Annotated in this window: 16 protein-coding genes; 11 read left to right on the top strand and 5 right to left on the bottom strand. The window is 35.4% G+C overall.

Annotation, left to right across the window (positions count from 1 at the left end):
* The first annotated feature begins 70 nt into the window (after positions 1–70).
* The 4 genes from mutY (at position 71) to gldD (ending at position 3,529) form a co-directional block, all read left to right on the top strand.
* The gene (gene mutY / locus ACXX8U_RS11465) at positions 71–1,108 is read left to right on the top strand and encodes an A/G-specific adenine glycosylase (protein WP_458565956.1); all 1,038 of its coding nucleotides are present in this window, start codon (positions 71–73) and stop codon (positions 1,106–1,108) included.
* 43 nt (positions 1,109–1,151) lie between these two features.
* Positions 1,152–1,595, top strand: coding sequence for a single-stranded DNA-binding protein (locus ACXX8U_RS11460; protein WP_458565955.1), 444 nt, complete (start codon positions 1,152–1,154; stop codon positions 1,593–1,595).
* A 23-nt stretch (positions 1,596–1,618) separates the two neighbouring features.
* On the top strand, positions 1,619–2,830 hold the full coding sequence (gene gldE, locus ACXX8U_RS11455) for a gliding motility-associated protein GldE (RefSeq protein WP_458565954.1): 1,212 nt from the start codon (positions 1,619–1,621) through the stop codon (positions 2,828–2,830).
* A gap of 135 nt (positions 2,831–2,965) precedes the next feature.
* The gene (gldD, locus tag ACXX8U_RS11450; RefSeq protein WP_458565953.1) at positions 2,966–3,529 is read left to right on the top strand and encodes a gliding motility lipoprotein GldD; all 564 of its coding nucleotides are present in this window, start codon (positions 2,966–2,968) and stop codon (positions 3,527–3,529) included.
* 75 nt (positions 3,530–3,604) lie between these two features.
* Here gldD and ACXX8U_RS11445 read toward each other — a convergent pair whose 3' ends face one another.
* A complete protein-coding gene (locus tag ACXX8U_RS11445; RefSeq protein ID WP_458565952.1) occupies positions 3,605–3,982 on the bottom strand; it encodes a heavy-metal-associated domain-containing protein in 378 nt (125 codons plus the stop codon).
* 108 nt (positions 3,983–4,090) lie between these two features.
* Between ACXX8U_RS11445 and ACXX8U_RS11440 the strand changes: the two genes are divergently transcribed.
* Positions 4,091–4,957: a DMT family transporter gene (locus ACXX8U_RS11440; protein ID WP_236362547.1), complete on the top strand. Its 867-nt coding sequence runs from the start codon at positions 4,091–4,093 to the stop codon at positions 4,955–4,957.
* 184 nt (positions 4,958–5,141) lie between these two features.
* Here the strand turns inward: ACXX8U_RS11440 and ACXX8U_RS11435 are convergent, their stop codons facing one another.
* Both ACXX8U_RS11435 and ACXX8U_RS11430 read right to left on the bottom strand, forming a co-directional pair.
* On the bottom strand, positions 5,142–7,190 hold the full coding sequence (locus ACXX8U_RS11435) for a M16 family metallopeptidase (RefSeq protein ID WP_458565951.1): 2,049 nt from the start codon (positions 7,188–7,190) through the stop codon (positions 5,142–5,144).
* 11 nt (positions 7,191–7,201) lie between these two features.
* Positions 7,202–8,527 carry a M16 family metallopeptidase gene (locus tag ACXX8U_RS11430; RefSeq protein WP_166132958.1) on the bottom strand — a complete coding sequence of 442 codons (1,326 nt, stop codon included), beginning with the start codon at positions 8,525–8,527 and terminating at the stop codon, positions 7,202–7,204.
* 235 nt (positions 8,528–8,762) lie between these two features.
* On the opposite strand from ACXX8U_RS11430, the gene rplU reads away from it, so the two are divergent.
* The gene (gene rplU / locus ACXX8U_RS11425; protein ID WP_166132960.1) at positions 8,763–9,185 is read left to right on the top strand and encodes a 50S ribosomal protein L21; all 423 of its coding nucleotides are present in this window, start codon (positions 8,763–8,765) and stop codon (positions 9,183–9,185) included.
* Positions 9,186–9,208: 23 nt separating this feature from the next.
* Positions 9,209–9,475 carry a 50S ribosomal protein L27 gene (gene rpmA / locus ACXX8U_RS11420; RefSeq protein WP_166132962.1) on the top strand — a complete coding sequence of 89 codons (267 nt, stop codon included), beginning with the start codon at positions 9,209–9,211 and terminating at the stop codon, positions 9,473–9,475.
* Positions 9,476–9,618: 143 nt separating this feature from the next.
* Here the strand turns inward: rpmA and ACXX8U_RS11415 are convergent, their stop codons facing one another.
* Together ACXX8U_RS11415 and ahcY are read right to left on the bottom strand one after the other, a co-directional pair.
* On the bottom strand, positions 9,619–10,047 hold the full coding sequence (locus tag ACXX8U_RS11415; RefSeq protein ID WP_458565950.1) for a hypothetical protein: 429 nt from the start codon (positions 10,045–10,047) through the stop codon (positions 9,619–9,621).
* A gap of 349 nt (positions 10,048–10,396) precedes the next feature.
* The gene (gene ahcY, locus ACXX8U_RS11410) at positions 10,397–11,713 is read right to left on the bottom strand and encodes an adenosylhomocysteinase (RefSeq protein ID WP_166132966.1); all 1,317 of its coding nucleotides are present in this window, start codon (positions 11,711–11,713) and stop codon (positions 10,397–10,399) included.
* Positions 11,714–11,993: 280 nt separating this feature from the next.
* Between ahcY and ACXX8U_RS11405 the strand changes: the two genes are divergently transcribed.
* The 4 genes from ACXX8U_RS11405 to ACXX8U_RS11390 are packed head-to-tail and all read left to right on the top strand — an operon-like array spanning position 11,994 to position 16,085.
* Positions 11,994–12,641 (top strand): 4'-phosphopantetheinyl transferase family protein, encoded by a 648-nt coding sequence (locus ACXX8U_RS11405; RefSeq protein ID WP_458565949.1) that lies wholly within the window; start codon positions 11,994–11,996, stop codon positions 12,639–12,641.
* A 13-nt stretch (positions 12,642–12,654) separates the two neighbouring features.
* Positions 12,655–13,371: a phosphoglycerol geranylgeranyltransferase gene (locus ACXX8U_RS11400; RefSeq protein WP_458565948.1), complete on the top strand. Its 717-nt coding sequence runs from the start codon at positions 12,655–12,657 to the stop codon at positions 13,369–13,371.
* Between the two features lie 3 nt (positions 13,372–13,374).
* Positions 13,375–14,004 carry a nicotinamide riboside transporter PnuC gene (pnuC, locus tag ACXX8U_RS11395; protein WP_458565947.1) on the top strand — a complete coding sequence of 210 codons (630 nt, stop codon included), beginning with the start codon at positions 13,375–13,377 and terminating at the stop codon, positions 14,002–14,004.
* Positions 13,959–16,085, top strand: a complete 2,127-nt coding sequence (locus ACXX8U_RS11390) for a DUF4301 family protein (RefSeq protein WP_458565946.1) — start codon at positions 13,959–13,961, stop codon at positions 16,083–16,085. Before pnuC ends, ACXX8U_RS11390 begins: the two co-directional genes overlap by 46 nt.
* Positions 16,086–16,096 lie beyond the last annotated feature (11 nt).

Genomic DNA, 16,096 nt, shown 5'->3' with positions numbered 1-16,096 from the left:
CAATTATTCAAGCTAATTCATTAAATTTTAATTACATAAACTTTTACTTTTGCTAACAAATAATTAATTAATGGTTTTTTCTAAAACACTGATAAATTGGTACTTACAAAATAAACGTGATTTGCCATGGCGTCATACAACTAATCCGTACGCTATTTGGCTCTCTGAAATTATGTTGCAACAAACGCGTGTAGCGCAAGGTTTGCCGTATTTTTTGTCGTTTACGACTGCATTTCCAACCGTTTTTGACCTCGCAAAGGCTAATGAAGAGCAAGTTTTAAAGCTATGGCAGGGTTTAGGATATTATTCTAGAGCGCGAAACTTGCATCAAACGGCACAATACATTGCCCAAGAGTTGTCAGGTGTTTTTCCGGGAACGTACAAAGAGTTGTTACAATTAAAAGGAGTAGGCGAGTACACCGCTGCTGCTATTGCCTCATTTGCTTACAATGAAGCCGTTCCTGTTGTGGATGGAAATGTATTCCGAGTATTGTCACGTTATTTTGATGTGGAGACTGATATTGCTCAGGCTGCTGCCAAAAAAGAATTTGCAGCACTTGCGTCCGAGTTAATGCCTAAAGATGATCCTGCAATTTTTAACCAAGCCATAATGGAGTTTGGTGCTTTGCAATGCGTACCAAAAAATCCAGATTGTGCTAATTGTGTTTTTAATGATAGCTGCGCAGCTTTGCAGAAAAAGAAAGTGGATCAACTGCCTGTAAAGTCAAAAAAAATTAAAGTACGAAATCGCTACTTTAATTACTTGGTGTTTGAGGACCTTCAAGGTAATACTTTGGTTCAAAAACGAACTGACAAAGGAATTTGGCACAATTTATACGAGTTTCCTGTTTATGAAACCGATAAAGAGGAAGATTGGAACCACGTAAACGAGCAGGTTCAAGAGGAGTACGGTAATGCGAAATCAAATCCTATTATATATGAGTACAATGCTAAAAGTATCGTGCACAAATTGTCTCACCAACATTTACATATTAAGTTTTGGAAAGTTCAAGTTGCTGAGACTTTAGATTCAGCTATCGATATCGAAACTTTGCGCGCTTTTCCTTTTCCTATTGTCATTCATAATTTTATTGAAAAGGAACTTTAGAATTTCCAAAAAAATGTACCTTTGGTAAATACCACAAATTAAAATGAACGGAACCTTAAATAAAGTTATGCTCATAGGTTATCTTGGTGATGCAATAAAGATGCACTATTTTGATGGTGGCAACTGTATTGGTCGCTTTCAGTTGGCCACTCATGAAGTGTACATCAATAAAACGACCAACGAAAAAATCACTTCTACCGAATGGCACAATTTGGTAGTACGCAATAAAGCCGCTGAACTTTGTGAAAAGTATTTGTCTAAAGGAGATAAAATTTTTGTAGAAGGCAGAATAAAATCACGTCAATGGCAAGCTGAAGACGGAAGTATAAAGTTTGCTAATGAAATTCAAGTAACTGAATTCACCTTTTTGTCTACCAAAAAAGATACTGAAAACAGCAAATCGGTTACTAGTGCTGATACTTCAAAAAATAGTAATTTTGACAGCGATACACCACGCACATTGCCTATCAATGATTTGCCATTTTGATTGTTTAACTAACACCCTTTGATTTGGACCCAGAGCCCAGTTTACTTTTTTTTACTTTTGCGCCTACTAGCCAGCTATTTGTAGGTCTGTTAATTTTTATACTAGTTTTTTGTGCGGCTGTTGTAGCTGCGGCCGAAGTAGCTTTTTTTTCGCTTTCGGCAAAAGATGTAGCGCTGTTTCATGCTTTCCCTTCAATTGAAAAAAAGTTGAGTCGTTTACTCAGTAAACCCAATAAACTTAGAGCCAGTTTAACTATTGCTAACAAAACTTTCTATTTGGCAATCATAATCCTCTTTTTGCAAGAGCTTAAAATGGGGTTTATTTTTTCTGAAAATTCTTCTGTCGTTACCATTCTTGGAATCGTTTTTTTGATTGTAGTGTTGTTGTTTTTTGCAGATGTTTTGCCCAAAGTACTCGCTAGCCGAAATAACTATTTTTTTGTAAAGAAGTTAACACTGCCTGTTTATTGGTTAGATGCGTTGCTATCGCCAATAAGCGCTCCGATGCGAAAGTTGACTTTGTATTTGCACCATAAGTTCACCAAACAAAAAACTAATTTATCCGTAGATCAACTCTCGCAAGCATTAGAGCTAACCGCCGAAGATGCTACCTCAAGCGAAGAGCAAAAAATACTAGAGGGAATTGTCAGTTTCGGAAATACCGATACAAGGCAGGTAATGAGTCCGAGAATTGATATTTTTGCAATCGAAATTTCAGATTCGTTTGAAACCATTTATCCGCAAATAATCGAAAAAGGATACTCAAGGATTCCTGTTTATAAGGACAATATTGATCAAATTGTTGGCGTTTTGTTTGTAAAAGATTTGTTGCCTTACATTCATACACTTGATTTTGATTGGAAATTACTTTTACGCGAGCCCTTTTTTATACCCGAAAATAAAAAACTTGATGATTTACTGAAAGATTTTCAAGGTATGAAAAGTCACTTGGCTATTGTGGTTGATGAATACGGAGGAACTTCGGGATTGGTTTCGTTAGAAGATGTTATCGAAGAAATTGTAGGCGATATTAGCGATGAGTTCGATGATGATAAAATCAATTATTCGCAAATTGATAGCAAGAATTTTCTTTTTGAAGGGAAGATAAATCTAAAGGATTTTTATCGCATCGTTCCTGTTGATGATGAATTGTTTGAGGCCAACAAAGGTGAGGCTGAAACATTAGCGGGATTTATATTAGAAATAGAAGGTGGTTTTCCTAAAAAAAATCAATAATTGGTTTTTGAAAATTGTCAGTTTACCATTGAGGCAGTCGACTCCAAAAGAATAAAACAAATTAAAGTAACGATTTTGTAATTATAAACTAGTTTTGCAGCTATTGTTTATTGCAGTTTTAAAATGAAAGCTAAGATGTTAAAAAAAATACCTGTTTTTGCGGTTTTATTGGTTAGTTCAATAAGTTTTATGTCTTGCAAAGACGAAATTTTACCAAAACCTAAGAGTTATTTGCGTTTGGATTATCCAGAGGCCAAGTACGTTAATTTTGAAAATGAATGTCCATTTGTTTTCGAAATGAATGAAGATGCCGTTATAAAAAAAGATAAAGACTGTGGTTTGAGTATTACATATCCTAAAATGAAGGCGACTATTTTTTTGACCTACCAGCCAGTCAATAATAACATCAATAACTTGCTACGCGAAGCACAAACATTGACGTATAAGCACGTAATCAAGGCAGATGATATTTTGGAGCAACCGTATTTAAATGCTGAAAAAAAAGTGTATGGCATGTTTTATCAAGTAAATGGTAATGCAGCTACTAATTCACAGTTTTACGCCACCGATAGTACACGTCATTTTGTAACAGGATCTGTTTATTTTTATGCAAAACCTAATTTCGATTCTATTATGCCTGCGGCTAGTTACATTAAAAACGACATGCAGCGCCTAATGGAAACCATGAAGTGGAAGTAATTCCATTGTTCTGAAATTCCAAAAAAAAAGCATTCCCGCTAAGAGAATGCTTTTTTCGTTTAATGATAAATCAATTTACGATTTCATATTCGAAACCTTGTATGTTTTACCGTCGGCAACAGCCTCAACCGTTTGAGTTAATTTTGCTGGCGATTGTGCAGTTTTGTCGTAAACCACTGTTGCTAGTTTGGTTTCAAAGTCTACGGTAGCTTTTGATACTCCTTCTAATTCAGTCAATTCTTCTTGAATTGTTTTGGCACAACCTACAGCACATGTCATACCTTCTACAGCAAAAGTTGCGGTTTTTAAATTAGCGGCAGCAATTGGTTTTTTTGTTTTTGGCGCTGCGGTTAAGGCAAGCTCCGCTTTTGTTTTTTCTCTAGTATTTTCTTTGCAAGCTACCAATAAAGTACTTGCTAGTGTTAGAACGAGTATTGCTTTTAGTAGTTTCATAATGTGTTTGTTTTTAAAGGAAATTCGAATTAAATTGTATGCAAAATTAACTAAAAAAAGCAGTGCTAATTCATAAAATAATTACAATTTTGAACCCAAATTACAAGTATGGAAGCAAAGCAATTAAAATGGGTTTACTTAACGGTATTGGCCCTTGTGTGGGGAAGTTCGTTTATTTTGATAAAAAAAGGTCTTGTTGGTCTCACGCCACTGCAATTAGGGTCTTTGCGCATTTTATTTGCAGCGCTATTTTTGGTGCTGATAGGTTTTAAAAGCATTTCTAAAATCCCTAGTTTCAAATGGAAATATATTGCGTTAACCTCTTTGTTTGGAACATTTATTCCGGCTTATTTATTTGCAATTGCGCAAACAGAAATAGATAGTTCTGTTAGTTCCATCTTAAATTCGCTGACGCCTTTGAATACATTAATCTTAGGAGCTGTTTTTTTTGGGTTGCATTTTAAGCGAACGCAAATTATTGGGATTGTCATTGGCTTGGCAGGAAGCGCTTTGCTTATTTTAAATGGTGCTATGCATCATCCAGAGCAAAATTACTGGTATGCTATTTTAGTTTTAATTGCCTCTATTTGTTATGCCTTAAATGTCAATTTAATCAAAAAGTATTTGCATGATTTGAGTCCGCTGAGCATTACCACGGGTAATTTTATGGTATTAAGTCTGCCTGCTTTGGCGGTTTTGTTTGCATCTGGTTTTTTTGATGTGGTACAACAGGAACAAGTGCAGCAATCAGTACTTTATATCATAGTATTGGGCGTAGTAGGAACTGGTATTGCTAATATTTTATTTTTTAAACTGATTCAAATGTCGTCGCCAGTATTTGCAACATCAGTAACGTATTTAATCCCGGTGGTGGCATTTTGTTGGGGTTTACTAGATCAAGAAATGCTAACTCCTGTTCAGTTTTTAGGTGCTTTCATTGTATTGATCGGTGTGTATTTATCAGCTAAGAAATAAATGCGTTGTCATAATTTTTCACGAAAGTATTTAGTTTTAAGTTAACGTTTTCAGTAGTTTAGTGAGTTTCGTTTGAAGAAAATTTGCTACCAAATAATATCGAAGTAGCGCTTATCCGGTAATTATCAGAAGCAAAAAAGGCTGCCTATTTCTAGACAGCCTTTTGTATTATATGGTGTTTTGATTATTGAAAATCAGCATCAGTTACACCTTCGTTTACTTTTACTTCAGATAATTTAATATCTAAATCAAAACCAACATTTTGGATAATGTTAAACGAAACTTTTACTCCTTTTACGTCTCTGTAATCCGAATAGTTAGTTGTTTTGGTCATACTTTGTCCGCCTTGTTCCATTAAAATAGATTCAGCAATTTTAAGACCTGAAGTTACATCAAAATACAAAGTAGTTTTTCCGTTTTTCACAGCGTAAGCTTCTTTTCCGTTGATGATTTCGATAGATTCTAATTTTAGATCTTGTTGTTTAGCAAGTGATAATTCTGGTATTGGCATAGCAACTGCTCTCATTTCAGCAAGTGCAGCTCCTTCAATATTCTGACGCTGTCCTTGTTGCATCACGTAGCCGCCTTTTTCGTTAACTACTTGTTTCATTAAACTCATGGTTCCCATTGCTAACTCTACCATGATTTTTCCTTTTACATCAGATTTTGAGGTAAAACTCAATGGTGATGGTGCTTGTGGAATTGTTGTAGAACCTATCATCTTAACTGTTTTTACAGCCATTGCAGCTTTTTCGCCACCAATAGCTTTAATGTAATTGTCAAGAACTGTTTTTGCAGTAACACCTGCTGGCACTGCTTTTTTCATTTCTGGTTTTGAAGTAGGATTACCGTATTTGTCAAAATAGTAAATAGGGTATTTTAGTTTTTCTAATCCAGAAACCACATCAGTCGCTTTTCCAACAATGATAATACGGCTGTTGTCAGCTAAGAAGTATTTATTAGCAACTCTCATTACATCATCTGCAGTTACAGCACTGATGTTTTTGATGTAGTTCTCGTAAAAATCAGCTGGCAAACCTTGTGTTTTTGTTCTTAATGCATAACCAGCAACGGTTTGTGGTTTTTCAATTTGCATTACAAAACGACCTATATAACCTGCTTTTACATTAGCCAACATTTCATCGGTAACTTTTTCGGTTCTGATTTTTTTGTATTCTTTGAAAATTTCAACAACGGTACTGTCAGTTACTGCGTTACGTACTTGAGTCGAAGCGCTGAAAGTAGAGATTCTTTTGTCGCCATAAATTCCTGTGCGCGCACCGTAAGTCCATCCGTGAGCTTCTCTTAAGTTCATGTTGATGTAGCTATTAAAGTCGCCACCTAAGATTTGATTCGCAATTAAAACCGCAAAATAATCTGGATCAGTCATTTTTAAATTAGACATGTTCACCACATTTACCTCAGATTGTACAGCATTTGGCATGTCTACAAAGTTAATTTGTGTTTGCGCTACGTCTTTTGGGTCAGCAAATACGAGTTTTGGTGCGGCAGCTTTTTTCCAAGAACCAAAGAATTTTTCAACCATTTTCTTAGTCTCAGTTACTTTTACATCACCTACTATAATAAGGTAAGCGTTGCTTGGTACGAAGTAGGTATTGTAGTTGTTTTGAACATCAGCAAGTGTTACATTTTTCAATGTAGCTTCGCTTACATATTCTCCTGCAGGATGGTTTTTTCCGTATGTTAAAACATCAACCACGCGCGCTGAAACAGCTGATACACTTTTTTCATTCGACTTTAAGCCTTCTATCAATTTAGCTTTTTCTTTATCGAATTCCTCTTGAGTGAATTTAGGATTCAAAGCACCGTCTGCCATTAATTCTAAAACACGACCTGCGTATTTAGATAGTGAACTTGCAGAGGCTCCGTTAGAACTAAAATTAATGTTAGCTCCTAAAAAATCTACCTCTTCATTAAAGGCAGTTTTAGAGATTTTGGTAGTGCCGCTTCCCATAAGGCTGCTGGTCATATCAGATACTCCTTTTTTGTCACCTTCAGTATACGGATCGTTGTCTAGTGTAAGACTAAAAGATACACGTGGAAGTTTGTGATTTTCAACCACTAGTACTTTTAAACCGTTTTTTAATTCAAAAGTAACTGGTTTTCCAATTTTTATAGTTGGAGCTGCTCCTGGTTTTGGCTGAGGTATGATCTGTCCTTGCATAATAACTGTTAAGAACAAGCTGGATATAATTAATATTGATTTTTTCATGATGAGATATCTTATTTTTGAGCTTTGTCTTTAGATGGCACATAATCCAAAACTAATCTTTGGTTCGGATTTAAATATTTTTTAGCAACCTCTCTAATCTCTTCACGAGTTATAGAGCGGTAAATGTCGATTTCAGTATTGATTAGGTTAATATCCCCGTACAACAAATGGTAAGTTGCTAAGTTGTCAGCAATACCGTCGATGGTTGAGTTGCTGTTTACGTATTGATTCTCAAATTTGTTTTGTAATTTTTGCAAATCGTTTTCTGATAATAATTCAGTTTGAAGTTTCGCAATTTCAGCATCAATTTCAGCTAAAATACCTTCAGCTGTGTTAGGAGCCTGCGGCAAGCCGTAAATGATGTAGCTTCCGTAGTCCTCTTGGTTGTTGCTAAAAGCACCAATTTGCAAAGCCATTTTCTTATCGTCTACAATTTTTTTGTACAATCTTGAGCTTTTTCCATCGCTTAAAAGAGAAGAAATCATATCCAAAACTCTAGCATCTCTAGTTTTCATTGATGGAGTTCTGTAAGCGGCTACGATTGCTGGAATTTGAATATTAGGATCTTCAAATGTAGCTTTAATTGTTTGTGTAATTGGTTCCTCTACAAAAGTTTCTCTCTTAACTGCAGCTCCTTTTTTAATTGGTCCAAAATATTTTTGAATCCATTCTTTGGCTTGCTCTGGTTTAAAGTCACCTGCTACAACAAGAACGGCATTATTTGGTACATAGAATTTCTTGTTGAACGCTTGAAATTCTTCTAAAGTAGCAGCATCAAGGTGATCCATTGAACCAATAGTTGCCCAACGGTAAGGGTGTTTTTTAAAGATATTCTTTTTTACTTCTGCTAAGAAATTCCCGTAAGGTTGATTGTCAACACGCAATCTTTTTTCTTCTTTAACTACTTCATTTTGAGTGTCAACTCCAATTTGGTTAATTACCGGGTGTAGCATTCTTTCTGCCTCCATCCACAATCCTAGCTCTAGGTTATTTGATGGAAATACTTCGTAATAATAAGTTCTATCGTCAGTAGTGTTGGCATTGTTCACACCACCATTTCCAGTTACAATTTTAAACCATTCGCCACGTTTTATATTCTCTGTTCCTTCAAATAATAAGTGTTCAAAAAAGTGTGCAAAACCAGTTCTTTCTGGGTTTTCGTCTTTGGCACCTACATGGTACATTACAGAGGTAATTACAGTTGGAGCCGATGGGTCATTGTGTAAAATGACGTGTAAGCCATTGTCAAGTTTGTATTCCTCAAAAGCTACTTTTTGTGCAGAAGCTACTCCTCCTAGCATAAATAAAGCACCTAAAGCCATTAATGAATTTTTCATAAGGTTAATAATTTTGTTAAGTATGATAATTTGTAATACTATGAGGGGTTTTGTTACAGTCGAAATCGATATAATTTAAACTTTAACAACTGTTTGGGTTGAGGTTGATAAAAGGGTAGATAAATATCAAGAAAATCAAGGTTTTATAGGTTTTGAATAAATTTTATAGTTGTAATTGCAGGTTAAAAATATAATTGTATATTTGCAACCTTAAAAATTATTAAAACAATTCAGTATGTATGCAATCGTAGAGATAGCAGGGCAACAATTTAAAGTAAGCAAAGACTTAAAGGTTTATGTAAACCGTTTGTCTAACGAAGAAGGTTCAAAAGTTACTTTTGACAAAGTTCTTTTAGTAGATGACAACGGAGCAATCACTTTAGGCGCCCCAGCTATAGAAGGTGCTTCAGTAGAAGCTAAAGTGTTACAACACTTAAAAGGAGATAAAGTTATCGTTTTCAAAAAGAAAAGAAGAAAAGGATACAAAAAGAGAAACGGTCACAGACAATATCTTACTCAAATTGTAATTGAAGGTATTACTGGTGTTGGTGCTAAAAAAGCAGCTCCTAAAAAAGCAGCAGCTGAGGCAACTACAGAAGAAGTAGAGGCTCCTAAGAAAAAAGCAGCTAAAGCTAAAAAAGAAGATACTCAAGAATAATAACAAAATAAAACTAATACGTCATGGCTCACAAGAAAGGTGTCGGTAGTTCGAAGAATGGTAGAGAATCAGAATCAAAACGTTTAGGCGTTAAGATTTTTGGTGGTCAAGCTGCTATTGCTGGGAACATCATCGTAAGACAAAGAGGTTCAAAACATAATCCAGGTGCTAATGTTTACATCAGTAAAGATCACACACTACACGCAAGAGTAGATGGAGTTGTTTTATTCCAAAAGAAAAGAGATAACAAATCTTATGTTTCTATCCTTCCATTTGAAGTTGAAGCATAATTGATTTTCTCAAGTCATTAAAAAACCCATTTCGAAAGAAATGGGTTTTTTTGTTTTATTGTGATATTTAAATCTAGAAAAATTTAAAAATGGTGTTTTTGCTTTACGTCTAGATGATTTGTTTATCTGAATCTAAAAAGAAATCAATTCTCGTAGATTTTATATTTGTTGTCTTCTGCTGCTGCTTCTAATTCTTTTAATTTTTGGGTGCTATATTCGACTTTGAGTATGGCTAGAGCAAGCTTTTTTTGGAGTTGATCTATCTTTCTTTTGTAAACTTTAAATTTGGGACTATTATCGTTAGTTTCTAATAATTTTAATTGTTCCAAATTGTTTTTTAACTCTTCGTCTATTTCCCATCTTTTAGCGGCTAGCTTGACTAGTTTTTTTTCTTGAGCAATTATTCTGTTATTTTCAAGTTGTTTTTGAGTATAGGATTTTGGTTTTACCGTTTCTAATTGCGGGATTTTTGCATACTTTTCTTCCCTCGGATACATTAAAGGTAATGTAGGTGTTTGAGCGTAAACCACCGCAGATAGCAGTAATAGTAAGGTAATTATTGTTTGTTTCATTTAGCTTATTTTGTGTCGCCAAAAATATATAAATAAATTTTATTTTTAACTTTTGTCAAAATATAGTTCTGTACGTTGATGCAATGTACTGAGCATCAATTTAGATTAAGCGGAATTTAATAGAGTAATTTTTAAAGTTTCTAGCCTTCAAAAGGCTAGAAGCTTTTTTGAAAACAGTTTCGCATGAGGGATGGTAGCGGCATCCTTTTATGGAGCGCAGCGCAATAAAAGATATAGCGAAAAGCCCGACCCGCAGTTTTTACGGAGGGTCATGCCCAAAAGCAAAAAACCCTCGCATTACTGCAAGGGTTTCTCTATTTTAATTTAGCTAGTCACTAAGGACTAATTTCTAGTATCTGTAGTATTCAGGTTTGAATGGTCCAGCTACTTCAACACCAATATATTCTGCTTGATCTTGACGTAAAGTTTCAAGTTCTACCCCTAATTTAGCAAGGTGCAACATAGCTACTTTTTCATCAAGGTGTTTTGGTAACATGTACACTTCATTGTTGTAAGCAGCACTGTTTTTCCACAATTCAATTTGAGCCAAAGTTTGGTTTGTAAATGAGTTACTCATTACAAAACTAGGGTGACCTGTAGCACAACCTAAGTTTACCAAACGACCTTCAGCAAGAACGATAATATCGTTTCCAGCAATGGTATATTTGTCAACTTGTGGTTTGATTTCGATTTTTGAAGCGCCGTGGTTTTTGTTTAACCAAGCCATGTCAATTTCGTTATCAAAGTGTCCGATGTTACAAACGATAGTTTTGTCTTTCATTTTCTCGAAGTGAGAACCTAAAACGATGTCTTTATTACCTGTTGTTGTAATAATGATATCAGCGGTAGCAATTACAGTATCTAGTTTTTTAACTTCAAAACCGTCCATTGCAGCTTGTAAAGCACAAATTGGGTCAATTTCAGTAACAGTTACAATAGATCCAGCACCTCTAAAAGAAGCAGCAGTTCCTTTTCCTACGTCACCGTAACCACAAACAACTACTCTTTTACCTGCCAACATGATGTCAGTTGCACGACGTACCGCATCAACTGCAGACTCTTTACAACCGTATTTGTTGTCAAATTTAGATTTAGTAACCGAGTCGTTTACGTTAATAGCCGGCATTGGTAATGTTCCCGCTTTTACTCTTTCGTACAATCTGTGAACTCCAGTTGTAGTTTCTTCAGATAAACCTTTGATACCAGCAACTAAATGTGGGTAACGGTCAATAACCATGTTTGTTAAATCTCCACCGTCATCAAGAATCATGTTCAATGGTTGTCTGTCTTCACCAAAGAACAAAGTTTGTTCAATACACCAGTCAAAATCCTCTTCGTTCAAACCTTTCCAAGCGTAAACTTGAATGCCAGCAGCAGCAATAGCAGCAGCAGCTTGATCTTGAGTAGAGAAAATGTTACAAGAAGACCAAGTTACCTCAGCTCCAAGTGCAATTAAAGTCTCAATTAATACGGCAGTTTGAATCGTCATGTGCAAGCATCCTGCAATACGAGCGCCTTTCAAAGGTTGTTCGTCTTTGTATTCTGCTCTAAGCGCCATTAAACCTGGCATCTCAGCTTCAGCTAATTCAATTTCTTTTCGTCCCCAAGCTGCAAGGGAAATGTCTTTAACCTTGAAAGCCACGTATGGCATAGTTGCTGTACTCATTTATTGTATATTTGTATTTATTTTGACTGTTGGCCTGACAAATTCGGGCTAATTTTTTGCAAAATTACACAATATCTTAGGATTATAAAAACATTCACTTCTATTTATGAAATGTTTAGCGGTGTAAACTTTTAAAAATCAATAAAATAAAAAGTTTTCAAGCGTTCTTTTTCGTTTTTAGGAGCTATTTCCCGCTTTTCACTGCAATCTTTTTTCCTGCTAAAGAAGCGGATAAAAAAGGATTTCCGTTGCAATCGGGGCTATAAATCAAGTTACTAACATGCCTTTATATCAAGATACACGCCCGCAATTGGGTACTCGAATGCTTATTTGGAAAGTCACTGAGTCGCTTACAGACTTGCAAAGCCAAATTCAATTAAGACCCGAAAGCCAAGCTCGGTTAGAGTCTATGAAGTCGGATTTGCACCAGTGTGCTTTTTTAAGTGTTCGTATGCTGTTGCACGAGGCTGGTTACACGGATTTTGATTTGTATTACGACGCTTTTGGAAAACCGCACTTACAGGATGGTCAGCATATTTCTATTACACATTCGCATGAATTTGCAGCTATTATTATCAGCGATCAAAAAGTAGGGATTGATATCGAATTGCAGCGCGAAAAAATAAAAAGTATCGCCTCTAAATTTTGTGATGCTGAACTAAGTTTCCTCGTTGAACAAAGCCAAGATTACATTCCGAAATTAACCGTTATTTGGGGTGCAAAAGAGGCCATTTTTAAAATCAGAAACGAAAAAGGTATTAGTTTCAAGAATCATATTCGCGTTCATCAATTTCATTTGAAAGATCAATTTGCCAACGCCGAATTACTATTTGATGAGGTGCCACAAAACTATGACTTGTATTTTCAAGAAATTGAAAACTTTAGTTTGGTATATGCTTTTGAACAAAATCGCATTCAAAACCTTTAATGTCGATATCTGCATGATAACTATTTACAGCGAGATTTTAAAAGCAAAAGAAAAGGGAAGCAAGTTGTTGGCTATTTTGCTTGATCCTGATAAAATTACTATAGCGCAAATGAGTGTTTTGATTCCAAAAATCAATCAATCACCAGCAACTCATATCTTCATTGGCGGAAGCCTTGTACATAATAATATCATTGATGAATTGATAGTTAGGATTAAACAAGATTGTACCCTTCCAATTGTTCTTTTCCCTGGCAATCCCTCGCAGATTTCAGATAAAGCCGATGCTATTTTGTTTCTATCCTTACTATCGGGTCGCAATCCGGATTATTTGATAGGACATCAAGTAACTGCAGCACCAATTTTGAAACAAACCCAACTAGAAATTATTTCTACGGGTTATATTTTAATTGAAAGTGGAAATGAAACAGCAGTAGAAAGCGTTAGTAAAACCAAGCCTTTAAAACGTCATGATTTAGATCTAGCAGTGAATACCGCTCTAGCAGGTGAAATGCTTGGTAGTAAACTCATTTATCTAGAGGCCGGAAGCGGAGCACAACTTCCCGTGCCGATAGAAATGATAAAAAAAGTAGCACATAAGATTGAAATTCCATTGCTAGTTGGAGGAGGAATTATAGATTTGCAGGGAATTCAACGTGCTTACAATGCTGGTGCAGATTTGGTGGTTATTGGGACTGCTTTTGAAAATGATTTGAATTTTTTTAATCCTTAATCAATGGTAGATTATTTTTTTTCTCAGTACAATGAATACCCAGCATTAGATATTTTTCTAGAAATTGTTGCTGTTATTTTTGGCTTATTGAGTGTGTGGTATGCTAAGAAAGACAATATTTGGGTTTTTCCAACAGGTTTAGTAAGCACTTCGATTTTTGTCTATTTACTTTGGAAATGGGTTTTGTGGGGCGATATGATGATCAATGCCTATTATTTTATAATGAGTATTTACGGTTGGTATCATTGGACCCGCAAAAAAGGAGACGAAGTGGCTTTTCCTATTTCTACAATTTCTTCGGCAGAAAAACGAATTGCCATATTTCTTTTTATATTTACGGTTGCATTTGTTGTGGCAGTGTACCATTTTTTTGATAAATTCACCACTTGGTACGCTTACGTAGACACATTTATCACAGGAATTTTCTTTGTGGGAATGTGGCTTATGGCCAAGCGAAAAGTAGAAAACTGGATTTTTTGGATCATCGGAGATGCCATTTCGATTCCTTTGTATTTTTTTAAAGGATATACCTTTACCAGTTTTCAATATTTAGTATTTACAATAGTTGCCATATTTGGCTATTTAGAATGGAAGAAAATCTCAAACAGCGCTCTAGTGGCGAAAACAGAGTAGTAAAAATAACCTTATTTGGTCCTGAAAGTACCGGTAAAACAACATTAGCCAAGCAACTTGCGGCACACTATCAAACAGAGTGGGTGCCCGAATTTGCTCGTGATTATTTGCAACAAAAATGGGATTCGAATCAGCAATTGTGCACACTAGATGATATGTTGCCTATTGCTGAAGGACAAATGCGACTTGAAAATGAAAGTGTTTTAAAAGCAAAAGAGCTACTGTTTTGTGATACCAATTTAATGGTTACCAAGGTCTTCTCCGATTTGTATTATGGTACTTGCCCAGATGCTTTACAAGAGGCAGCAGTTGTACATGATTATGACTTGTTTTTTTTAACGTCTATTGATATACCTTGGGAAAAAGATGATATCCGAGATACTCCGCAAGGGAGAGAGGCTATTTTTACTGAGTTTAAGCAGGCACTAATTGATCATAATAAACCGTTTCTCACTCTTAGTGGAGATCAAGAAATGCGTTTTAAAACGGCCGTTACAATTATAGATGAATTGGTTTTGGCCAACAAGTTAGGCTTTTCTACCGCCGATTTTTTACAAGTAAAAGAACACGGAATTGCCCTTAAAAATATTGAACAGCAATTGCATTTTTTTAAAAATGGAATAGCACCAGCACAACTGTTGCGTCCAGCAAAATTATCAGATGGTATTTTGAAATTATCTGAGACAGACTTCGAAATGCATGCCTCATTTTTTGATGCGCACAAAGACGAATTTAAACTCTCAAAGTTTGTACCCGCCTCAGGAGCAGCTAGTAGGATGTTTAAATTTCTAGCCGAATTTCTTAATGATTTTGATTTTGAAAACGAATCAATAAATGCCTATATCAATCGTAAGAAAGCAAGTGAGTTGTCTATTTTTATTGTAGGAATGGATAAATTTCCATTTTTTGAAATGGTTTACGAAACACTAAAAAAAGAATTCGAAAATTTTGATAGTCTTGATCGTAACCTTAAGAATTATTACTTCATAAAGTTACTTTTAGCTCCTACTTATTTTAATTTTGCAAATAAACCAAAAGGGGTTTTACCTTTTCACAAATACGAAACTCGTCTGGCAACTCCGGTGGCTGAGCATTTGCTAGAATGTGTGCAATATGCCACAGCACAAGAGCAATCTAATTTGCATTTTACGGTTTCGCAGTCTCATCAAGCGTACTTTGAGCAAGTGGTATTAGGCGATTTGGCCCAGGTTCAGGAGAACAATAATGTTACGATTAATATAACCTACTCTTACCAAAATCAAAGTACAGATACCATTGCTGTTACGCCAAGTAACCAGCCGTTCAGGGATGCTGCAGGTCAATTGTTATTTCGACCAGGAGGACACGGCGCTTTAATCGAGAACTTAAATCAAATTGAGGCTGATATCGTTTTTATTAAAAATATAGACAATGTAGTTCAAAACGATTTAGATAAGGTGGCTTTGTATAAAAGAGCATTAGGAGGAATTTTAATTGCTTTGCAAAAGCAAGTTTTTAATTATTTACAAGGCTTAGACGCAGCAAAAGTACCTTCTACTTACATCAATCAGATTGTTGTTTTTTTGAAAGATAAATTTCATATTACACTTTCAGACGATTTTCAAACTGGAACACAAAAATATAAAGTGGCGACTTTGCACGCTATTTTAAACAGACCTATACGCGTATGCGGTATGGTAAAAAATGAGGGCGAACCTGGCGGAGGACCTTTCTGGGTTCGACAACAAAATGGCGCCGTTTCGCTACAAATTGTAGAGAGTTCTCAAGTAGATATTAACGATTCACAACAAAAAGAGATTTTGCAAGCAGCCACTCATTTTAATCCAGTAGATTTGGTTTGCGGTTTAAAAGATTATAAGAATCAAAAATTTAATTTACCTGACTATGTTGACTGCAATAGTGGTTTTATAGTTGAAAAAAATAGCGCAGGTCAGCCTATTAAAGGATATGAACTACCTGGTTTATGGAATGGCGCCATGGCCGATTGGTTGACTATTTTTGTACAAGTGCCGTTGGTTACTTTTAATCCTGTGAAAACGGTAAACGATTTGTTAAAGCCAACGCATCAATCGTATAACTAATGTTGACTCAC

This window comes from Flavobacterium sp. GNP001 (assembly GCF_054343775.1).
This window is presented reverse-complemented; position numbering and strand designations above follow the sequence as displayed.